We start from the raw sequence: 19219 nt of genomic DNA on the forward strand, positions 1-19219 counted from the left end.
AATTCCCATCGGCTATCATTCGCCCATCCTGCCGCCCGCAGCACAAGGTGTGGCGATGAACCGAGCTTATGGAGATACCCTTTTGAGCGAACACCTGATGCTCACCATTGCCGCGATCACCCTCATCGGTGGCGCCTGCCAATGGCTGGCCTGGCGCCTGCGTTTACCGGCGATCGTATTCCTGCTCCTGACCGGTATCGTGATCGGGCCTGTCACCGGCTGGTTCGATCCGGATGCGCTGCTTGGCCCCTTGCTGTTCCCCTTCGTGTCGCTGTCGGTCGCGGTGATCCTGTTCGAAGGCAGCCTGACCCTGAAGTTCTCCGAAATTCGCGGCATCGAGACGGTGGTACGGCGTTTCGTCACCAGCGGCACCCTCGTCACCTGGTCGGTGACCACCATCGCCGCGCGCCTGATCGCTGATCTGAGCTGGGAACTCGCCACCCTGTTTGGCGCCTTCATGGTGGTCACCGGTCCGACCGTCATCGTGCCCATGCTGCGCACCGTGCGGCCTACCGCGAACATCGCCAATATCCTGCGCTGGGAAGGCATCATCATCGATCCCATCGGCGCCTTGCTCGCAGTGCTGGTGTTTGAATTCGTGGTGTCCGCGGGGGCGGGCGATGCGCTCGGTGCCACGGTGCTCGCCTTCATCAGCGTGATCGCAGTGGGTACGGCGTCGGGGCTTGCGGCGGGCTACGCGCTTGGTGAGGCCTTGCGCCGCGACTGGCTTCCCACCTATCTGTACAACACGATCACGCTCGCCGCGGTGTTCTGCTCCTTCTCCGTATCGAACGCCTTCATCGAAGAATCCGGCCTGCTCGCCGTCACCGTGATGGGCATCTACCTCGGCAACCGCCGCGGCGTACCGATCGACGAAATCCTGTCGTTCAAGGAAAGTCTGTCCCTGCTGCTCATAACGGTGCTCTTCATCCTGCTCGCGGCCCGACTCGACCTCGACCACTTGCAGCAAATGGGCTGGATCGTCGTCGGTGTGTTTCTCGCCATCCAGTTCATTGCCCGTCCGCTCGAGGTGCTGTACTGCACCTGGGGTTCCAGCCTGACCTGGCAGGAACGCAGCCTGCTGGCCTGGATCGCACCGCGCGGCATCGTCGCCGCCGCGGTCAGCGCGCTGTTCGCGATCAAGCTCGAACAACGCAACTTCGAACAAGCCGAGCTGCTGGTGCCGCTGACCTTCGTCGTCATCATCGGCACCGTGGTGCTGCAAAGTCTGACCTCAGGCTGGATCGCCCGCAGGCTGGGCGTGTCCGAACCCGCCGCGGCCGGCTTCCTGATTCTGGGTGCAAACCCGCTCGGCAGGGCGATGGCGAAAGCGCTCGAGCAACAGAAGGTGCGCGTGCTGCTGTGCGACACCTTGTGGGACAACGTCAGCCGCGCGCGCATGGCGGGCTTGAAAGCCTACTACGGCAACCCCTTGTCGGCACATGCGGAGAACTACCTCGACCTGTCGGGATTGGGCCACCTGCTGGCGGTCACGCCCGATGCCCACATGAACGCCCTGGCCTGCAGTCGCTTCAAGGACATGTTCGGGGTCAAGAATGTGTATTCGCTACGCGTTGGCAGCAGCACCGGCACCAGCCGCCGCGACACGCGGCGCGAGGGCCGCACTGCGTTCAGCGACGAAATCACCTATGTCGACCTGTCGCGGCGCATCTATCGCGGGGCCGAGGTGCGCAAGACCAACCTGTCCGAGACCTTCAGCATGGCGCAGTTTCACGCGGTGCACGGCGAACGCGCCACGCCCCTGTTTGCGGTCGACCCCAAGGGGCGGATCGAGGTGTTCGCAGCCGAGACCGAGCTCGAGCCCGCCGCGAACTGGTCGATCATTGCGCTCATCGATGCCGACAGCAACAGTGCCAAAGCTGACGGCAACGGCACGAGTCGGGCTCAGGCGCCCGCTACATCAGCCACTGGGGACGCAACAACATGATCAGCCCCAGGACCAGCATCACGGCGCCCGACACCAGCTTGAGCATGCGTCCGCCACGTTCAGTCAGTTTGGCCTTGCCCAGCGCCAGCACGGCAAGGCTCACCATCAGGGCATCGTCGGCCATGTAGGCGAGGATGTAGAGGCCAATATAAGCATAGTGCGCCAAGGGTGAAAGGCCTTGCTGCGTCAGCACCGCGGTGTAGATCGCGGGCAGCCCGGCGGTGCACAGCAACTCGACAAAGTTGACCACGACCGCGAGCAACGCAACGGCAGCGAGCGAAGCCGGCAGTGTTTCGGCCTTGAGGATGCCGCGCATGCGCGCGTAAAGCCCGGGTTTGGATGACGCTGGAATGGAGAGCGAAACGCCGCGACCAAAGGCGAAGAAATCCTTCACATTCACCAGGCCGATCAACAAGGCGAGCACGGCGAGCCCGACACGCAAGGCCGTGCTCATGCCCACGGCAAGAAAGAGGTTGAGCCAGGCGGCCATGAAGGCGTAATACACCGCGCCGCTGACGAGCACGAAGGTGCCGGCCACCAGGACCATGCGCCTGCGGTCCTGCAGCCGTACCAGCAAGGACAGCAGAAACAGCAGCACCCACATCGCGCACGGATTGAAGCCATCGAGCAGGCCGAGCGCAAGCGTGAACGCCGGCAGCCCCAGCTCAGTGGCGCTGAGCGTACCGAAAAACGAGGATTCAACCGTTTCACGTGGTTTTGCGGGCTCACCGAGCATGGCAAGGAGCTCGCGCCCGATATGCTCCGCATCATCGAAACCGACCAGGAGCTGATCGGCGAAAACGAAGCTTGGCACCCCGGGTGGCCAGGAACCCGCGTCACGGCTGAGCACCATCAGTTCATCACGCGCCGCCGGATCGCGATCGACCCAACGATAGACGATACGGAGATCGGGACGAGCCTGTGCCAGTTCGGCGAGAAAGATCTTGGCGTCGGTGCAGTGCGGACAGCCTTCACGCACGAAGACCTGCAGCACAGCTTGCGCCGGCGCGGCGACAGGATCGTCTGCAAACGCAGGCTGCGCTGTGGGCAGCAACGCGAACCACAACAGCAGCAACAGGCGCAGGATCATGCCGAAGCGGGTGTGGCCAAGCTCACCCGAGTCACTTTTCCGCAGTGCTGGGGGCTTCGCTCGCTGACTGGACGGCTTCTTGCTCGGGCTCCACCGCCGTGGCAGGTTCGCGCTGGCGAACGCTGTCGATGGCGTCCTGACCCACTTCCTTCAGGCGCTGGGCTGCGCCACGGGTTGCTTCGGCAATGCGCTGGGCGGCGGCCTCCGCCGCCTCCTTGGCATCACGCACTCCGACATCGGTGACTTCGCGCGCCACGTCGGAATTTTCGCGCAGCGCTTCTTCTGCGGCGGCGCTGCCTGCCTTCGCCTTTTCGGCTGCAGCCTCGATCACTGCCTTTGTGGCCTCTGAGCTGGCTTCGCCCAGCTTCTTTGCCGCCTCGCCGGCCTTGTCGAGTGCCTCACGTGCGGCTGCACTCGCCTCACTTGCGGATTTATCGGCTTTCTCTGCCGGCGCATCAGGCGCGCAGCCTGCAAGGAGAAGGCCAAGCGGCAGGACAAGGGCAAGGAGCAGTGGTTTGATCACGGCAGGGTCTGCAAAGTGGGAGATATCGTTGGCATTGTGCCAAGGAAGACAAGCGCCGGGGCGCTCAGTTCGACACGCACAAAACAAAAGGGCCTCTCACAGGCCCTTTGTTTTGTGATCGACGCTGCTGCTTATTTGACGCGGTTCTTGTACTCGTCGGTGCGCGTGTCGATTTCGATCTTGTCGCCGATTTCAACAAAGGCGGGCACCGGAAGCTCGAAACCGGTCGAGATCCTGGCCGGCTTCATGACCTTGCCCGAGGTATCGCCCTTGACGGCGGGTTCGGTATAGACGACCTCGCGCACCACACTGTTGGGCAGTTCAACCGAAATCGCCTTGCCGTTGTAGAACACGACCTGGCACTGCAGCCCGTCCTCGAGGTACTTGAGCGCGTCGGTCATGTTGTCGGCCTCGACTTCGTACTGCTCGTAGTCGGCGTCCATGAACACGTACATCGGGTCGGCAAAGTAGGAGTAGGTCACATCCTTGTGGTCGAGCACCACGACTTCGAACTTGTCGTCGGCCTTGTACACCGCCTCGGAAGGCGCGCCGCTGAGCAGGTTCTTGAACTTCATCTTCACGACCGCAGAGCTGCGGCCGGACTTGTTGTATTCGGCTTTCTGCACCACGAGCGGGTCGCTACCGACCATCACGACGTTGCCGGAGCGGAGTTCCTGAGCAGTTTTCATGCTGTTTCCTGAATGAAATCGACGCGGCGGCAGGCCTGACGTCTAGGGAAAATTCAGGCCGGGATTCTACCCCGGCACGATCTGGCTGTGGGAGCAGAATGCAATCAAGGCCGACGCGAGGTCCTTCTGCGCTGCGCGTTCATTGCACCAGCGCTCTGCATGCGCATTCAGGATCGGCAGTGCGGCAAGGAAATCCGGCCACGCATCGACCGCGTCGCCACAGCCGTTCCACGCCCACCAGAAGGCCTTCAGCGCCGCTGCCGCCTGTGGGTCCAGACGCGCGGCATAGCGCTCCATGAAGGCTTCGAGCTTGGGCCTGTGCGCGTTTTCGTCCTGAGGGTAGATGTGCCAGACGAAGGGCCGGCCCGCCCACTGCGCACGCACGAAGGAGTCCTCGCCACGCACAAAGTTGAGATCACAAGCCCACAGCAATTCGTCGTAGCCATCCTGATCGGTGAACGGCAAGGCGTGGACGATCAGGCTGGCCCGGCTGAGGTGCTCGCCAACCGCCAGCAGCGTGCTTCCCAGCGCGGAGCACACCGCCTCCAGCATGCGGCCCTCGGGCACCAGCAGATGCACGCTGCGCTGCCCTGTTGACCAGGCCTGCAGCAGCGCGGGCAGACCGGTTTGAGCGTAGGCAAACAGGGATACGCACAAGGCCTCCTTGTCATCACCAGGCTCGATACCGCGACCTGCCAGCCACGCCTTGCGAGCAGCCGGATCATCCCGGAACGCAGCGCGACGCTGCAGCAGCCCAGGCTCACGCAACAGCCCTCCGGTGTGCTCATCAAAACCAGGGAAAAAGAAGTGCTTCACCAAGCCTAGCCGTGGATGCGGTGAAGCCATGGCATGACACGCGGCCACCCAGGCTTCGGCAGACAGATACTCGAGATTGATCCACAGCGGGCGTGGCTGCTGGCCGAGCATGGTCTGCACATGAGCCTCGGGCAAGGTACAGGCGAAAGCCTCGATGACGACCGCGCCAGGCTCGACCTCGTTAGCTGCCAAGTGCCACTGCTCGGCGCTGTCGGGGGTGGAATTCCACCGCCGCAACTCGATTCCGGCCACCTGGCCGCCGGCCTTTTCATCCACATCGACCACCTGGGGACAGATGCCCTGCAACACACTCCAGTCATCGACCCACAAGCGCACTGCCGTCCCCGTACGCAGGGCCAGGTCCCGTGCCAGGCGCCAGCAAACGCCGATATCCCCAAAATTATCCACAACCTGGCAGAAGATTTCCCATTGCGGCCGTGCTGTCTTGCATTCGCTATTCATCACTGTGGATATCTATGGGTTAAAGAAGGGGAAGACTTGTGAACAAGCGCCTCTCATGCGCATGCTGGAAAAACGATGGACATTTGACGCACAGCTCCTCCTACCCCTGATCAACCTAGTTCTACAATCATCAAACCGGTGTGGAGCATAGCCCTGGCGGACTTATCCACAGATTTTTCCCGACTGTTTACATGTTTATCTTTTAAATTAAAAGAAAAACATAAAGAACGAAGCCTCACCCAGCTTGCGCATGACAGCCTGCCTGCAGCGCATCAAATCGGGATTGAAACTGACGGGACAAGCCTCAAGGTCGAGTACAATCGCCGCCAGACCAAGCACCCGGAGGAAACGCAATGTCTCGTTGGCACCTCCTGTACCTGAGTCTGTTGCTGACAGTGAGTGGGTGCTCCACCCTTTCTCCGCCACCATCCGCGAACGCAAGCACCGAGCCTCGGTTGCACCCGGATTCAGCGACCGCAGCTTCGACCGACGAAGCCGAGACCATCGAGGCCGTCGACACCACCCGCCGGGGCGTGCGCCGTTTTGCCGTTTGGCTGGGCGAAGAGGTCAATGACTGGTTTGGGGACAAACCCTTTTCCGAAGGGGGAAAGGTGTCTCACGGGCGGCTCAGCGTACGATTGCGCTGGCAGGAGGACGGAGGAACGGATACCAATATCCGCTTTCGCGCGCGCTTCGATCTGCCCAACCTACGCGACAAGGCTTACGTTTTTTTCGGCAAGGAAAACGAGGACGAGCTCACCGCCAACCAGCCAGAAAGCTTCACTCGCGAGCAACTCCTGACTGAGAGCAACCGCAGAGACCAGACCGGATTTTTTGGCCTCGGCGTCAAGCTGCGCGATTACGTGGACTTTCGGGTCGGCGTGCGCGGTGGTCTGAAACCTTACACCCAGGCACGTTATCGCCGGCACTGGATGTTGTCGGCAAGGAATCGGGCCGAGTTTGGTGAAACCCTGTTCTGGCGTAGCAGCGATGGTTTTGGTTCGACCACCTGGCTCGAGCTCGAGCACGCCTACACACCATCGCTGTCGTTCAAGTGGCAGAACGCGGCAACGATCACTCGGGAAACCAACGACTTTGCATGGTCGAGCAGTGTGGGGATGTTCAAGACCTACGGCGACAACAAACTGCTGTCATTGGAAGCCCTGGTCAATGGTGAGACAGGCAGCAGGGACGATGTGCGCGAGTATGGCGCGCGCCTGAAATGGACGCAGCCGGTTTATCGCGATTGGTTGCTGGCCGATCTCATTCTTGGCCATTTCTGGCCAAGAGGTAAGGAAGATCCGGAGCGCGAACCCAATTGGGCGGCCAGCGCAGGCCTGGTGATGCACTTCTGAGTCCTGGCCTGCGACGCAAGTCAGGATTCAGTCGTAAGTGGCCAGCGTGTGCAGATCGGCGGCCTCCAGCCAGCGCCATTGTCCCGGCGCCAGTGCGCCATCCAGGTCCAGCCCGCCGATGCGGCTGCGATGCAGCGCTTCCACACGGTTGCCGGCGGCGGCGATCATGCGCTTGACCTGGTGATATTTGCCTTCGCAGATCGTCAGGCGCAAGGTGGTCTCGCTGCTCAGTTCGCAGGCCGCAGCCGCGATCGGTGCCGGCTCGTCATGCAGTTCAACGCCTGCGAGCAAGTGGGCGACAAAATCCTCACCCACCGCGTGCTTCAGCGTCACCTCGTAGAGCTTGGGCGTGCGCTTCTTGCCCGAACTCCACTGGTGGATGAACTGGCCGTCGTCGGACAGCAGCATCAATCCGGTGGTGTCCTGGTCCAGACGACCCACGCATTGCACGTCGCGCAACAGCATCTGCTGCGGCAGCAGGGTGAACACCGAAGGGTGGAAGGTCGGCTTGTGCGAACACTCGTAGCCCGTGGGCTTGTGCAGCATCAGGTAAGCCTTGGCGCGGTAGTGCCAGCGCTGCTCACCGACCTGAAATTCAAGGCCGGCTGAACCGTCCTTGCTGCCGGGGTCAAAATCCGCGAAGGGGTCTTCACATGAAACGCCGGCAATGCTGACGTGGCCGGCACGAATGAGGGCGCGGCATTCCTTGCGGCTGCCGAAGCCCTGGCTATGGAGAAGTCGATCGAGTTGCATGGCGTGCATGTTATCGCGACCCTCGGGGTCATCGGGATAAACTGTCGCGCCTGTCGTCCAGGAGAAGTCCGTGAAGTTCGAACACCTGATCGAGGTCAATGACCTCAGCAATCCACTGCAAGAGCTGCTCACACGTGAGGAATTGTGGTTCGGGCTGTTGTGTCGTGCCGAGGATTCGCGCGCCTTTCTACCCGGCCTGGAGGCCTGCCGCATCGTCGAACGTGGCGCTGATGCGCTGGTGCGCGACCTGCACTTTGGCAATACGGTCATTCGCGACCGTGTCAGCTTCAGCACGCTCGAGTGGATCTGCTTCGAGTCCGAGGCCAACGATCAGCATGCCGGCGGCAGCCTCACGATCAGCATAGAGGAACCCGAGCCGGGCGCCTTGTTCCTGCGCTTTCGCTACCGCACCAGCTTGCCCGAAGGCGCGGGCAGCGAAGACGGACAATATGCCGAGTTCGTGCGCTCAGCCTATCACCAGTCGGATCTCGACACGGTTCGCGTCATCCGCATGATCGCCGCATCCGGCGGTCTGCAGCAGTAAGTCCAGTTTGCAAGCCATTTTTTATAAGCGCACCCGTTGCCGTGGCGGCGGGTGCGTTTGCGTTCACGACAAGGAAACTTCCGTATGTGGTTCAAGAATCTGCAGATCTATCGTTTGCCCGCAAAGTGGGACATGAGCGTCGAAAAACTCGAGGAGCAGCTGGCGAAAAAGCCTTTCCACCCCTGCGGCAGCCAGGACATGGAAAGCCGCGGCTGGCTGTCCCCGCTCAACAATGAGGTGCTGGTGCACGCGGTCGGCGGCCAGTGGCTGGTGGCGCTGGGCTTCGAGCATCGCCTGCTGCCCTCGGCCGTGGTCAAGGAAGTCGCTGACGAACGCGCCGAGGAACTGGCTGAGCAACAAGGCTACAAGCTCGGTCGCAAGCAGATGAAGGAGTTGCGCGAGCAGATCACCCAGGAGCTGCTGCCGCGTGCCTTTACCCGTCGTCGTCGCCTGTATGCCTGGATCGATCCGGTCAATGGCTGGCTGGTGGTTGATGCCGGGAGCCAGAGCAAGGCCGAAGACATGCTCGAGCAGCTGCGCCATACCCTGGACAGCTTCCCCCTCACCCTGTTGCGTACCGAACTGTCACCGATGTCGGCGATGGCCGACTGGCTGGCCGGTAACGAGGCGCCAGCGGGTTTTTCCATCGACCAGGACTGCGAACTGCGCTCGGTGAGCGAGGACAAGGCTGCGGTGCGCTACGTGCGTCACACCCTGGAAGGCGACGAGGTGAAAGCCCACCTCGAAGCCGGCAAGCTGCCTACGCGACTGGCGCTGACCTTCGATGAGCGGATCAGCTTCGTGCTCACCGAAAAGCTGGAGATCAAGCGCCTGGACTTCCTTGACGTGGTGCGTGACCAGATCGACGGCGACAAGGACGATGCCGAAGCCCTGTTCAACGCCGAGTTCGCCTTGATGACGGGAGAGCTCGCTCACCTGCTGCCAGCGATCGTAAGAGCCCTGGGAGGCGAGACCGGTGTGGCACAGGCCGAGCAGTCGGCACAGGCCTCAACACCGCTTGCGTCGCCTGTGCTGGCTTCTGTGGTGGATTCAAACCCGGTTGCGGCAGACGACCCTCCGTTCTGAGTTGTTTCGAGACTGTTTCAAGAAAGGCGCCAGTTGATTTCTGGCGCTTTTTTTTGGTGTACACAGTTTTTATATATTTAAAAGACTGTAAAGATCATGTATCGGCACTTTCTGTGGAAAACCACTTTTAAGTGATTGAAAACAGAATGTTGCGATATGTATGAATAGCTGTATGAGCGCACCCGAAGCGAGGTAGGGTTTGTTGATGAAAAAAGCCGTCGACGGCAAACCTTGACTTATCCACAAAGTGCTCCCGGTGCTGAACACAGCTTTCCCACCGCCGCTGAGGAGGGATGAAGACTCAGCGCTCTAGAGCTGCGTTAAAGTCGCGTCATGGAAAACGTTCTGATCATCGAATGGTGGCACTGGGTGCTCGGCGGTCTCGGGCTGGTCCTGCTCGAGCTGGCCCTGCCCTCGTTTTTTGTCATCTGGTTCGGCCTGGGCGCGCTGCTGGTCGGATTGAGCGTGCTGGCGCTGCCCACGCTTGCGCTGACGGCGCAGATCGCGCTCTGGATCATCACCTCGGTGGTGATGGTCGTGCTGTGGTTCAGCGTGTTCAAGCGTTCGCAGCACAAGACCCTGATCGGCACCGCGGCGGGTGAAGTGATCGGCGAAGTCGGTCTGCTGGTGAGCGCGGTTGCCCCCTTCCAGCGCGGCAAGGTGCGCTTCCAGCGCCCGCTGCTGGGCGCTGAGGAATGGGTGTGCATGGCCGAAACTGCGATCACCGCGGGCGAGCGCGTGCGCGTCGTCAGCGTCGAAGGCAGTTTCATCAAGGTGGCGAAAGCCTGATCAATTCAAGTCAAGGAAGAATTCATGACCGAAGGCCTCGCCATTGCGCTCGCCATTCTGGTGTTTGTCGTTGTCACCATCGCCAAGGGCGTGCGACTGGTCTCACAGGGCGAGGAATGGGTGGTCGAGCGCCTGGGGAAATACCACACCACCCTGCGCCCCGGCCTCAACATCCTGATTCCCTATCTGGACAAGGTCGCCTACAAGCTGGTGACCAAGGACATCATCCTCGATGTGCAGGAACAGGAAGTCATCACCCGCGATAATGCCGTCATCCTGACCAATGCCATCGCCTTCGTGAAAGTCACCGATCCGGTCAAGGCAGTGTATGGCGTGACCGATTTCTCCGAGGCCATCCGCAACCTGATCATGACCACATTGCGCTCCATCGTCGGCGAAATGGAGCTCGATGAAGCCCTGTCTTCACGCGACAAGATCAAGGCGCGGCTGCGCGAGAGCATTGCCGATGAGGCGGTGGACTGGGGTTTGACGGTGAAGTCGGTGGAGATCCAGGACATCAAGCCTTCACCTTCGATGCAGAAGGCGATGGAGTTGCAGGCCGCCGCCGAGCGCGAACGCAAGGCTGCGGTGACCAAGGCCGAGGGTGCCAAGCAAGCCGCCATTCTCGAGGCCGAGGCACGTCTGGAGTCGGCCAAGCGTGATGCCAGCGCGCAGGTCATGCTCGCCGAAGCCTCGGCCGAATCCATCCGACGCGTGTCGGCCGGCATCGGCGAGCAGACCACGCCCATGCTCTACCTGCTGGGTGAGAAATACATCACCGCGCTGGAAAAGCTGGGCGAGTCCGGCAGTTCCAAGGTGGTGATCATGCCCGCCGACCTGCAGGAAACCTTGCGTGGTCTCGTTGGCAGACTGGGTGTGCGGAGCTGAGTTGGCGGGCCTGGGGGCTGCAAACTTGATGCAAGCAGGGCAGAATTACGCAATGCATCATCAGATATGACAAAAAACAGGATGAACATGAAACTCAAGCTCGGGAACACGAAACGCGCCCTGTTGGTGGCAGTGGCTTTGTCAGCCGCGAGTGGCCTTGCAACGGCACAGAACTTCATCAGTACCAAGGCCGAGGCCGAGCAGTTGCTCAAGGGCGCGACCCTGATCGGTATCTACCTGCGCACCGAGTCCGCCTACACGCTGAAGTTCGGTACTGACGGCAGCCTGACCGACACCGGCGGCGCCAAGGCGCGCTGGTGGGTAGACGATCAGGGGCGCTATTGCCGTGAGTGGCTGGACGGCAAACTCGCCGGCAACAAGGGCTGCATGAACATCGAGTTCGAAGACGGTCAGGTGGCGCTGTATTCGGAGGGGCGCAAGGTGGTCGAGGGCATTCTCAGGGGAAAATGAGGATGTGGCTGTTGATCGCATGCTAGACGACGGATGGTCATACTCTGGAAGCCTGCGATCCCGTCGTCATTGGTGCCAGTATCCGCTACGGCCATCATCGACCGGTGGTGGCCACCTTTATTGCGCGCCGCTTGGCGCGCTAAGGTTGTTCCTGTGGAAGCGGGTGTTTTCTTGCACGCCCGCCCCCGGACGCTCAGGCCTGACTTCCCGAATACAGACGTTTTTCCACGAACATCGTGTTCCTGAGGCCGTTCAAGAACTTCGCCGCGGCCAGCAGGCCAAGGTCGATCAAGGGTTCGATGATGATCACGCTCATGTAGACGGAGCCGAAGGCGAGGACCTCGGACAGGTTCTCGGCGCCGACGCCCTGACCATAGAAGGCCCAGAACGCGACCCAGACGACGATACCGCCCTGATAGGCCACCGACAGCTTCAGCGCCTGGCCGTAGCGGATATCCACATAAGGCGTAGCGGCGGGGATGATCTTCTTCGCAAGCAGACTGGTGGCGAACAGCGGGACCAGCAAGGTGGTGACGTTGATGCCGTATTGCGGCAGATCGGGAAGTGCGAACAGGCTGCCCTGCAGCAGCAAGCCGACTGCCAGTCCGATCGCCGCGGGCGCCAGACCGAAGATCAACAACAAGGTGGTGCCAAGGATGAGGTGGACCTCCGAGACCCCGACCGGATGGTGGGGAAGGATCTCGAAGAAGCTGAACACCAGCAAGGTGGTGAGCACGCTGCGCAGCAGCAGGGAGGCGGCGCCGTCGCGCTTTACGGTGTCGAACGAGAGCTTGGCAGTGAAGGCCAGCGCAGCAACAGCGGTACCGTAGCTGAGCAGGATTTTCGAGCCTTCGACGATTCCGGGTTCGATGTGCATGAGAAGTGCTCCTTTGAAACAGGCTTGAAAACGTTGAGTGCCATGCCCTGGGGCTGGCGAGGACTGCCGGTTCTGTTGGTGTCGGGCGTTTTTACCTCCTTCATGGTGATTTCAATGTCGGCTCAAACCTGAGTGCATGTGTCTGTGCCAGCGACCCCGCCCAGTTCGATGGCAGGCCAGCACTGCGCCCCCCAGGCCTGGGCAATGCGCGCGGCGCGTCCCAGCGTCAGCGCGCCCTCATCAAAATCCACCACCATGCACACGTCGGCTTGGCGGGGACGCGGAGGTATCTCGTCGAAACGTGCATCGGTCAGCAGCCACAACACGACGTGTTGTCCGCGCACGCTGCGCCGGGGCTTGGCCAGCACGGCATCGGCCAGTGCCACCGCCGAACCTGCCGGTGTCGCCCCGCCGCCGGCGATCTCGGCAATCCAGGTGGTGTTGAAGGCCACCGCCTTGAGCGGTGCTTGCAGCAGGTTTGCCTGCTCACCGCCAAAGCCGATTACGGCAAGGTATTCACGGCGGCGGTAAAACTGCGCTGTCCATTCCAGCAACAGGCCTTTGGCGAGCGCCAGCCGACGCCCCTGCAGCATCGACGCCGAGCAGTCGAGCAGCACGCAGTTCAGCACGCCGCTGCCGGCAGGCAGCGCACGCAGGCGTAGATGCTTGCGCTCGAGTGGCACGTTGGCCTTGGTCGCGAGCGTGCGTGGCCAGTCAATGCGAGTGCCGCTGGGTGGCCCGGGGCGACCCTTTCGCGTGGGGTTGGGAACGCGTCCGCTGGCTGCCCTGCCGGGCGCCGTCGGACGCGTCAGGGCTTTTTTGCGTGCAGTGGCCTCACGCTCTTGACGTTGAGGATGGGCACCGGGGGACGTGGCAATGCGCCCCAGTCTGAGTCGTCGTTTCCGTTTTCCATCTCCTCCGCGGCCCCGTTGTTCGGCTCTGCATTGCTTGTGTTGAAGTTCTGTCGTGGGGGCTGAGCGAAGGCGTCCACGGCAGGATCGTTTTGTGGCTCTGAGTGACTGCGTGGTGGTGGTGGCGGTGATGTGGCGCCCGTTGCCTTGCGACGGTGAGCAAGCACGAGTTCGGCAACGGCATCGATGTCGGTACCGACGATCTCGTAGCGACCCTCAAGCGCGGCGTGAGCGCGTGCGGCGCGCAACATGACGAGATCGGCACGCACGCCTTCGACCTCGGCCGCATGGCACAGGGCGGCGACGCGATCGTGGGTGGCGTCGGTAAAGTCGATGTGTTCGATTGCGCTGCGCGCGCTGGCGATACGATCGACAAGCTGCTGCTGTTGAGTGTCGAAACGGCGGGTGAAAGCCGCCGGGTCGGCATCAAAAGCCAGCCGGGCGCGCACGATCGCCTTGCGCGCGGTGGTATCGACGACTTCGCTCAAGCGCACGAAAAGACCAAAGCGGTCGAGTAATTGCGGGCGCAACTCGCCTTCCTCGGGGTTCATCGTGCCCACCAGGGTGATGCGAGCGGCGTGTTGCTGCGAGATACCGTCGCGTTCGATGCGGTTGATGCCGCTGGCGCAGACGTCGAGCAAGAGGTCGACGAGGCCGTCGGCAAGCAGGTTCACCTCGTCGATGTAGAGCACGCCCGCATGCGCCTGCGCGAGCAGGCCGGGGCGCAGGCGGACGCGCCCGTCCTGCAGGACTCCTTCAAGATCAAGTGCGCCGACGAGCTGTTCCTCGCTCGTGCCCAGCGGCAGGTTCACGAAGTGGCCCTCGGGCAAGAGCGCAGCGAGCGCCCGAGCGCTGGTGGACTTGGCGGTGCCGCGCGCGCCTTCGACCAGCACACCACCGATGAGCGGGTCGACGGTGGCGAGCAGCAGCGCGCTTTGCAGGTGCGCCTGACCGTGCAGAGCACAGAATGGGAAAGCCGGCACGGTGCGGCTGTCGGTGAGGGCTGGGTTTGAGCTCATCGCTTGCCTCCAGTGTGCGCTCCGTCTTTGCGCTCGATCGCGGGTAGACGCAGACGTAAGGGCTGAGAAGAATCCGGGGCGGGAACTGGTGTGCGCATCAGCGTTTCTCCAGGCTTTGTTCGGCTGCGAGCAGGTGCTGTTCGATGCGGTCGCGATAGTCGCCAGGCGATTGCCACAGCCCGCGCTGCATCGCTTCGAGCAGGCGTTCACACATTTCGAACAAGGCATCGGGGTTGTGGCGCTGGAGAAAGGCGCGGGTGTCAGCGTCTTCCAGATAGGCATCGGCGACACGTGCGTACTGGTCGTCGCGTACCACGCGTGCAGTGGCATCGAAGGCGAACAGGTAATCGACGGTAGCGGCCATCTCGAACGCGCCCTTGTAGCCATGACGCTTGATGCCGGCAATCCACTTCGGGTTCACCACGCGGGAGCGCACGACGCGGCTGATCTCTTCTTGTAGCGAGCGCACCACCGGTGACTGCGGGTTGGCATGGTCACCGAACAGCAGCGCAGGTTGTGTGCCGGACAGATGACGCACAGCTGCCGCCATGCCACCTTGAAACTGGTAGTAGTCGTCGGAGTCGAGCAGGTCGTGTTCGCGGTTGTCCTGGTTGTGCATCACCAGGTCGATACCCGCCAGGCGGCGCGCGAAGGTGTCGCGTGCGTCGCTGCCGTAGTCGTGCTGGCCGTAGGCGTGGCCGCCCCAGTTGAGGTAGGCCGTGGCGAGGTCGGCGTCCTCATTCCAGTTGCGACCGTCGATCAGGCCTTGCAGTCCGGCGCCGTAGGCCCCGGCGCGGGCGCCGAAAATGCGGTGTCCGGCGTTGCGGCGTGCGGCTTCGACCGCCATGCCTTCGGCGACAAGTGCCGCGGTTTCGCGCCCGATGCGGGCGCGAATCGGGTTTACGTCCTCGGCCTCGTCAAGCTCGGAAACAGCTTGCACGGCGGCATCAAACAGGCGAATGACGTTGGAGAAGGCGTCGCGGAAGAAACCGGAAACACGCAGCGTGACGTCGATGCGCGGGCGGTCGAGCAGTGACATCGGCAGAATCTCGAAATCGGCAACACGATGGCTGCCGTCTGCCCACTTCGGTCGTACGCCAAGGAGGGCAAAAGCCTGGGCGATGTCATCGCCGCCAGTGCGCATGGTGGCAGTACCCCACACCGAAAGCCCGATTGCGCGCGGGTAGTCGCCGTGGTCCTGCAGGTAGCGCTCAAGCATCAACGCAGCGGACTTGAGACCCAGCGTCCAGCTTGTTTGTGTGGGAATGGCGCGCGTGTCTACCGAATAGAAGTTGCGTCCGGTCGGCAGCACGTCGGGACGGCCGCGCGAGGGTGCACCGCTCGGCCCGGCAGGCACGAAGCGCCCCGCCAGCCCGCGCGAAAGTTGCAGCAACTCCTGTTCGCCACAGGCCAGCAGCCGTGGGCGCAGGTCGCTCTCGATACGTGCCAGCACGGCGCGGGTAGCGGACCAGTCGTAGCCCGACGGCAGGCCGGATTCAAGCACTTGCAGGGCGAGCAGTTCGAGGCGTTCACGGGTGTCACCCAGATTGCGCCAGCTACCTTCGCCGAGCGTGGCAAGGACGGGCGGCCGTGCGCCTTGCCACGGCAGGCTCCAGTCGGCTGCCAGCGGGTTGAAGTCCGCGCCCAGTTGCAGGTCGGCGGCGAGTGCGTGCACCACGCCGGTCTTGCTGCCGCGGCCATCGCCGACCGGGTGGCGCGCAAGCGCGAGCAAGGTATCGCGCTCCAGACGACCCTGTGGCGACTGGCCGAAGATGTGCAGACCGTCGCGGATCTGCGCTTCTTTCAGTTCGCACAGATAGGCGTCGGTGGAGTTGAGCAGGCGCTGTTCTTCTTCTGCTGTGCGCGGGCGTTCGAAGCCCAGATCGAGATGCAGGTCGTGGCGCAGGATGTGGTCGAGGATCTGACGGCGCAGCAGTTCGGCGCGGCGCGGGTCGAGCATCAAGGCTTCGTAGTATTCATCCACCTGGCGTTCGAGATCGCGGGTGGCGCCATAGCTTTCGGCGCGCGTCAGCGGTGGCATGAGGTGGTCGACGATCACCGCCTGGGTACGGCGCTTGGCCTGGGTGCCTTCACCCGGGTCGTTGACGATGAAGGGGTAGAGATTGGGCATCGGGCCGAGCGCCACATCCGGCCAGCACTCCTCGGACAGCGCCACGCTCTTGCCCGGTAGCCATTCGAGGTTGCCGTGCTTACCGACATGAACGATGGCGTCACAGCGCCAGACCTCGCGCAGCCAGCAGTAGAAAGCGAGATAGTGGTGCGGCGGCACCAGCTCAGGGTCGTGGTAGCTCGCCTGGGCGTCGAGCTCGTAGCCGCGTGCGGGCTGGATGCCAACGAAGGCGCGACCGCAACGGAGGCCGGCGATCATGAATCGGCCTGCGCGCAGCATCGGGTCGGCATCGGGTGTGCCCCAACGCGCGCTGATGGCGGCGCGGTTGGCCTGAGGCAGGCGGTCGAAGAAGCGGAGGTAATCGGCCAGCGCCAGGCTTTGGTAGGCGGGGCGCAATGCCCACTGTGTAGGGTCGTTGGTGATGCCTTGCTTCAGTTGCGTCATCAGCGCGTCGCCGTCAGGCGGGATGGCGTCGATGGCATGGCCGTCGTCGCGCAGGCGCTCGAGGATGGCGATCACCGAGGCGGGGGTGTCCAGCCCCACGCCATTGCCCAGCCGGCCTTCACGCGTCGGATAGTTGGCGAGGATGAGCGCGAGGCGCTTGTCGGTGTTGGCAAGCGTGCGCAGGCGGCACCAGCGCCGTGCCAGCTCGGCGACGAAATCGATGCGCTCGGCGTGGGCCTGGTAGTGCACGACGTCGCACTGGGTATGTGCGCAGCGATGGCCCAGGCCCTTGAAGCTGATGGCGCGGGTGATGATGCGGCCATCGACTTCGGGCATGGCGATGTGCATGGCGATGTCGCGTGGCGCCAGCCCGTGCGGATCGGCACGCCAGTTTTCCTCGTTGCCGCCGGACAACACCAGCTGTAGCACCGGGATGTCGCCGGCGAGGGCGTGGTCGCCCGGCTCATCCAGAGCCGATTGCGAAAATGCGGTGGTGTTGAGGATGAGTGCCACCTCATGCTCGGCGCACAGCTGGTGCAGCGTCTCCACGCACGCCGCATCCTTCAGCGACAGCAGGGCCAGCGGCAGCGGGTTCAGGCCCTTCGAGCGCAGTGTTTCGCATAGATGAGCGAACACGGCGGTGTTACCGGCCTGCAGGTGAGCACGGTAGAACAGCAGCACCACGCAGGGCGCGCCGGCTTGCCAGTCCTTGCGCCAGGCCTCGATCGGGGTGAGCTCATCGGCAGCGGGTTCATGCTGCGGGTGAAAGACGGCTGCGGCAGGCAGGGGCTGTGGTGCTGGCGCTTGCAGGGGCAGCGCGAAGAAGCATGCGCCGATGTAGCGGTAGAAGCTGCGCGCGTTGGTTGTGCCACCTTCGCGCAGATAGCGCCACAGGGCCCGGCAGCTGTCGACGTCCACCGTGCTTTTCATCAGCAGATTGCTGTCTTCAAGGGTGTCGCCGGAAAACATGATGAGGGCAATGCCGCGCGCGCGGCACAGCACGCCGATGCGTTCGGTGCCGTAGGGCCAGTAACTCTCGCCGCCGAGGTGGTCGATGATGATGACGCGGGCGTGCTGCAACACTTCATCGACGTACAGGTCGACCGCGGCCGGCTGACGCAGATACATCAGGTTGGCCAGACGCACCGACGGAAAGCCGTCCGCGTCGCCGCCTGCAGCCGGGCAGGCAGCGGCAAGCAGGGCCAGCGTGGTGTCGGCGGCGCTGAGGATGATGATGTCGGCCGGGTCTTGCGCCATGTGCGTGATGACGCTGCTGTCATCGACGAAGCCACCGGGCTGGGCGGCGAGCAGGTGCATCAGAGGGCTCCGCTGGGGGCCGCCAGGGCGGCGGCTTCAATCGCAGCGGGCGCAAGGGCGGCGCGCAAGGTGTCGGCGCACAGATCGTGGCCGATCAGCACGAGGTGGGTGCGCGGGGTCTCGTCAGCGCGCCAGCGACGGTCGAAATAGCTGTCGAAGCGCCGCCCCACGCCGTGCACGACCAGCCGCATCGGCTTGTCGGGCAGCGCCACGAAGCCCTTGATACGGTAGATGGCATGTTCGCCGGCCAGTGTGTGCAGACGCTCGAGTAGTTGTTCCCGATCCATCAGCCCGAGCTCGATCACCACCGAATCGAACTGCTCGTGATCGTGCTCGTGTTCCTCGCCGTCCTCATTGTCGTGGTGGCTGTGGCGCAGATGGATGCCCTCTTCCGACGCAGCGCCGATGCCAAGCAACAGGTCGAGATCGAGCTGGCCGTGCTCTGCCTTCACCACCTTGACCTGCAGCGGCAGTTCCGCACGCACCAGGGCTTCGACCCGTATGCAGGCGGCGGCATCGACAAGGTCGGTCTTGGACAGCACGACCAGATCAGCGGCCAGCAACTGATCTTCGAACAGCGCGTGCAGCGGCGATTCATGGTCCAGATTGGGGTCGGAACGGCGCTGCGCATCCACTGCCTGTGGGTTGGCGGCGAACTGGCCGGCGGCGGTGGCGGGTACGTCGACGACGGTGATGACTGCGTCCACCGTGCACGCATTGCGAATTTCGGGCCAGTTGAAGGCCTGTACCAGCGGTTTGGGCAGAGCCAGTCCGGAAGTCTCGATCAGGATGTGGTCGATCTCGGCCCGACGCTCGATGAGCTCGCGCATCACCGGGTAGAACTCTTCCTGCACCGTGCAACACAGGCAGCCGTTGGCCAGTTCATAGAGCTGCCCCGGGCGCTCGCTGCCGTCCTCGTCGCAACCGATGCCGCAGCTGCGCAGAATTTCGCCATCGATGCCGAGCTCGCCGAACTCATTGACGATGACGGCGATACGCCGGCCGCCGGCATTGGCGAGAATGTGGCGCAACAGCGTGGTCTTGCCGCTGCCGAGGAAGCCGGTAACGATGGTGGCAGGGATGCGGGATGTGGCCGACATGGTTTC

Annotated in this window: 18 protein-coding genes; 8 read left to right on the forward strand and 10 right to left on the reverse strand. The window is 62.9% G+C overall.

Annotated features, from left to right (window positions below; all coding sequences use genetic code 11):
• Positions 1-82: 82 nt before the first annotated feature.
• Positions 83-1948 (forward strand): cation:proton antiporter, encoded by a 1866-nt coding sequence (locus M622_RS35125; RefSeq protein WP_021250399.1) that lies wholly within the window; start codon positions 83-85, stop codon positions 1946-1948.
• On the opposite strand, the gene M622_RS35130 is transcribed toward M622_RS35125, so the two are convergent.
• From M622_RS35130 to earP, 4 genes are all read right to left on the reverse strand, one after another.
• Complete coding sequence (locus M622_RS35130) at positions 1917-3038, reverse strand: glutaredoxin family protein (RefSeq protein ID WP_021250400.1); 1122 nt, start codon at positions 3036-3038, stop codon at positions 1917-1919. The two genes, M622_RS35125 and M622_RS35130, sit on opposite strands and share 32 nt — an antisense overlap.
• 31 nt (positions 3039-3069) lie before the next feature.
• Positions 3070-3561: a hypothetical protein gene (locus tag M622_RS35135; RefSeq protein ID WP_021250401.1), complete on the reverse strand. Its 492-nt coding sequence runs from the start codon at positions 3559-3561 to the stop codon at positions 3070-3072.
• A 131-nt stretch (positions 3562-3692) separates the two neighbouring features.
• Positions 3693-4250, reverse strand: coding sequence for an elongation factor P (efp, locus tag M622_RS35140; RefSeq protein ID WP_021250402.1), 558 nt, complete (start codon positions 4248-4250; stop codon positions 3693-3695).
• Between the two features lie 66 nt (positions 4251-4316).
• Positions 4317-5528 (reverse strand): elongation factor P maturation arginine rhamnosyltransferase EarP, encoded by a 1212-nt coding sequence (earP, locus tag M622_RS35145; protein WP_031347379.1) that lies wholly within the window; start codon positions 5526-5528, stop codon positions 4317-4319.
• Between the two features lie 455 nt (positions 5529-5983).
• Between earP and M622_RS35150 the strand changes: the two genes are divergently transcribed.
• Positions 5984-6883 carry a hypothetical protein gene (locus M622_RS35150; protein ID WP_021250405.1) on the forward strand — a complete coding sequence of 300 codons (900 nt, stop codon included), beginning with the start codon at positions 5984-5986 and terminating at the stop codon, positions 6881-6883.
• A gap of 27 nt (positions 6884-6910) precedes the next feature.
• Here M622_RS35150 and M622_RS35155 read toward each other — a convergent pair whose 3' ends face one another.
• Positions 6911-7645: a 16S rRNA pseudouridine(516) synthase gene (locus tag M622_RS35155; RefSeq protein WP_021250406.1), complete on the reverse strand. Its 735-nt coding sequence runs from the start codon at positions 7643-7645 to the stop codon at positions 6911-6913.
• Positions 7646-7706: 61 nt separating this feature from the next.
• On the opposite strand from M622_RS35155, the gene M622_RS35160 reads away from it, so the two are divergent.
• From M622_RS35160 to M622_RS40735, 6 genes are all read left to right on the forward strand, one after another.
• Positions 7707-8180, forward strand: a complete 474-nt coding sequence (locus tag M622_RS35160; protein ID WP_021250407.1) for an SRPBCC family protein — start codon at positions 7707-7709, stop codon at positions 8178-8180.
• 84 nt (positions 8181-8264) lie between these two features.
• On the forward strand, positions 8265-9266 hold the full coding sequence (locus M622_RS35165; protein WP_021250408.1) for a recombination-associated protein RdgC: 1002 nt from the start codon (positions 8265-8267) through the stop codon (positions 9264-9266).
• Between the two features lie 333 nt (positions 9267-9599).
• Positions 9600-10055, forward strand: a complete 456-nt coding sequence (locus M622_RS35170) for an NfeD family protein (RefSeq protein ID WP_021250409.1) — start codon at positions 9600-9602, stop codon at positions 10053-10055.
• 24 nt (positions 10056-10079) lie between these two features.
• Positions 10080-10943, forward strand: coding sequence for an SPFH domain-containing protein (locus M622_RS35175; protein ID WP_021250410.1), 864 nt, complete (start codon positions 10080-10082; stop codon positions 10941-10943).
• 87 nt (positions 10944-11030) lie between these two features.
• Complete coding sequence (locus M622_RS35180) at positions 11031-11414, forward strand: hypothetical protein (protein WP_031347381.1); 384 nt, start codon at positions 11031-11033, stop codon at positions 11412-11414.
• A 44-nt stretch (positions 11415-11458) separates the two neighbouring features.
• A complete protein-coding gene (locus tag M622_RS40735; protein WP_281168230.1) occupies positions 11459-11557 on the forward strand; it encodes a flavodoxin domain-containing protein in 99 nt (32 codons plus the stop codon).
• Positions 11558-11607: 50 nt separating this feature from the next.
• On the opposite strand, the gene M622_RS35185 is transcribed toward M622_RS40735, so the two are convergent.
• From M622_RS35185 to cobW, 5 genes are all read right to left on the reverse strand, one after another.
• On the reverse strand, positions 11608-12291 hold the full coding sequence (locus M622_RS35185) for an energy-coupling factor ABC transporter permease (RefSeq protein ID WP_021250412.1): 684 nt from the start codon (positions 12289-12291) through the stop codon (positions 11608-11610).
• Positions 12292-12413: 122 nt separating this feature from the next.
• Positions 12414-12974, reverse strand: coding sequence for a vWA domain-containing protein (locus M622_RS35190; RefSeq protein ID WP_021250413.1), 561 nt, complete (start codon positions 12972-12974; stop codon positions 12414-12416).
• Between the two features lie 125 nt (positions 12975-13099).
• Positions 13100-14221: a magnesium chelatase ATPase subunit I gene (locus M622_RS35195; RefSeq protein WP_021250414.1), complete on the reverse strand. Its 1122-nt coding sequence runs from the start codon at positions 14219-14221 to the stop codon at positions 13100-13102.
• 97 nt (positions 14222-14318) lie between these two features.
• Positions 14319-18113: a cobaltochelatase subunit CobN gene (cobN, locus tag M622_RS35200; protein ID WP_021250415.1), complete on the reverse strand. Its 3795-nt coding sequence runs from the start codon at positions 18111-18113 to the stop codon at positions 14319-14321.
• Positions 18113-19213: a cobalamin biosynthesis protein CobW gene (cobW, locus tag M622_RS35205; protein WP_021250416.1), complete on the reverse strand. Its 1101-nt coding sequence runs from the start codon at positions 19211-19213 to the stop codon at positions 18113-18115. The genes cobN and cobW overlap by 1 nt, the downstream gene beginning before the upstream one ends.
• Positions 19214-19219: the final 6 nt, after the last annotated feature.

This window comes from Thauera terpenica 58Eu (assembly GCF_000443165.1).
GTDB classification, from domain to species: domain Bacteria; phylum Pseudomonadota; class Gammaproteobacteria; order Burkholderiales; family Rhodocyclaceae; genus Thauera; species Thauera terpenica.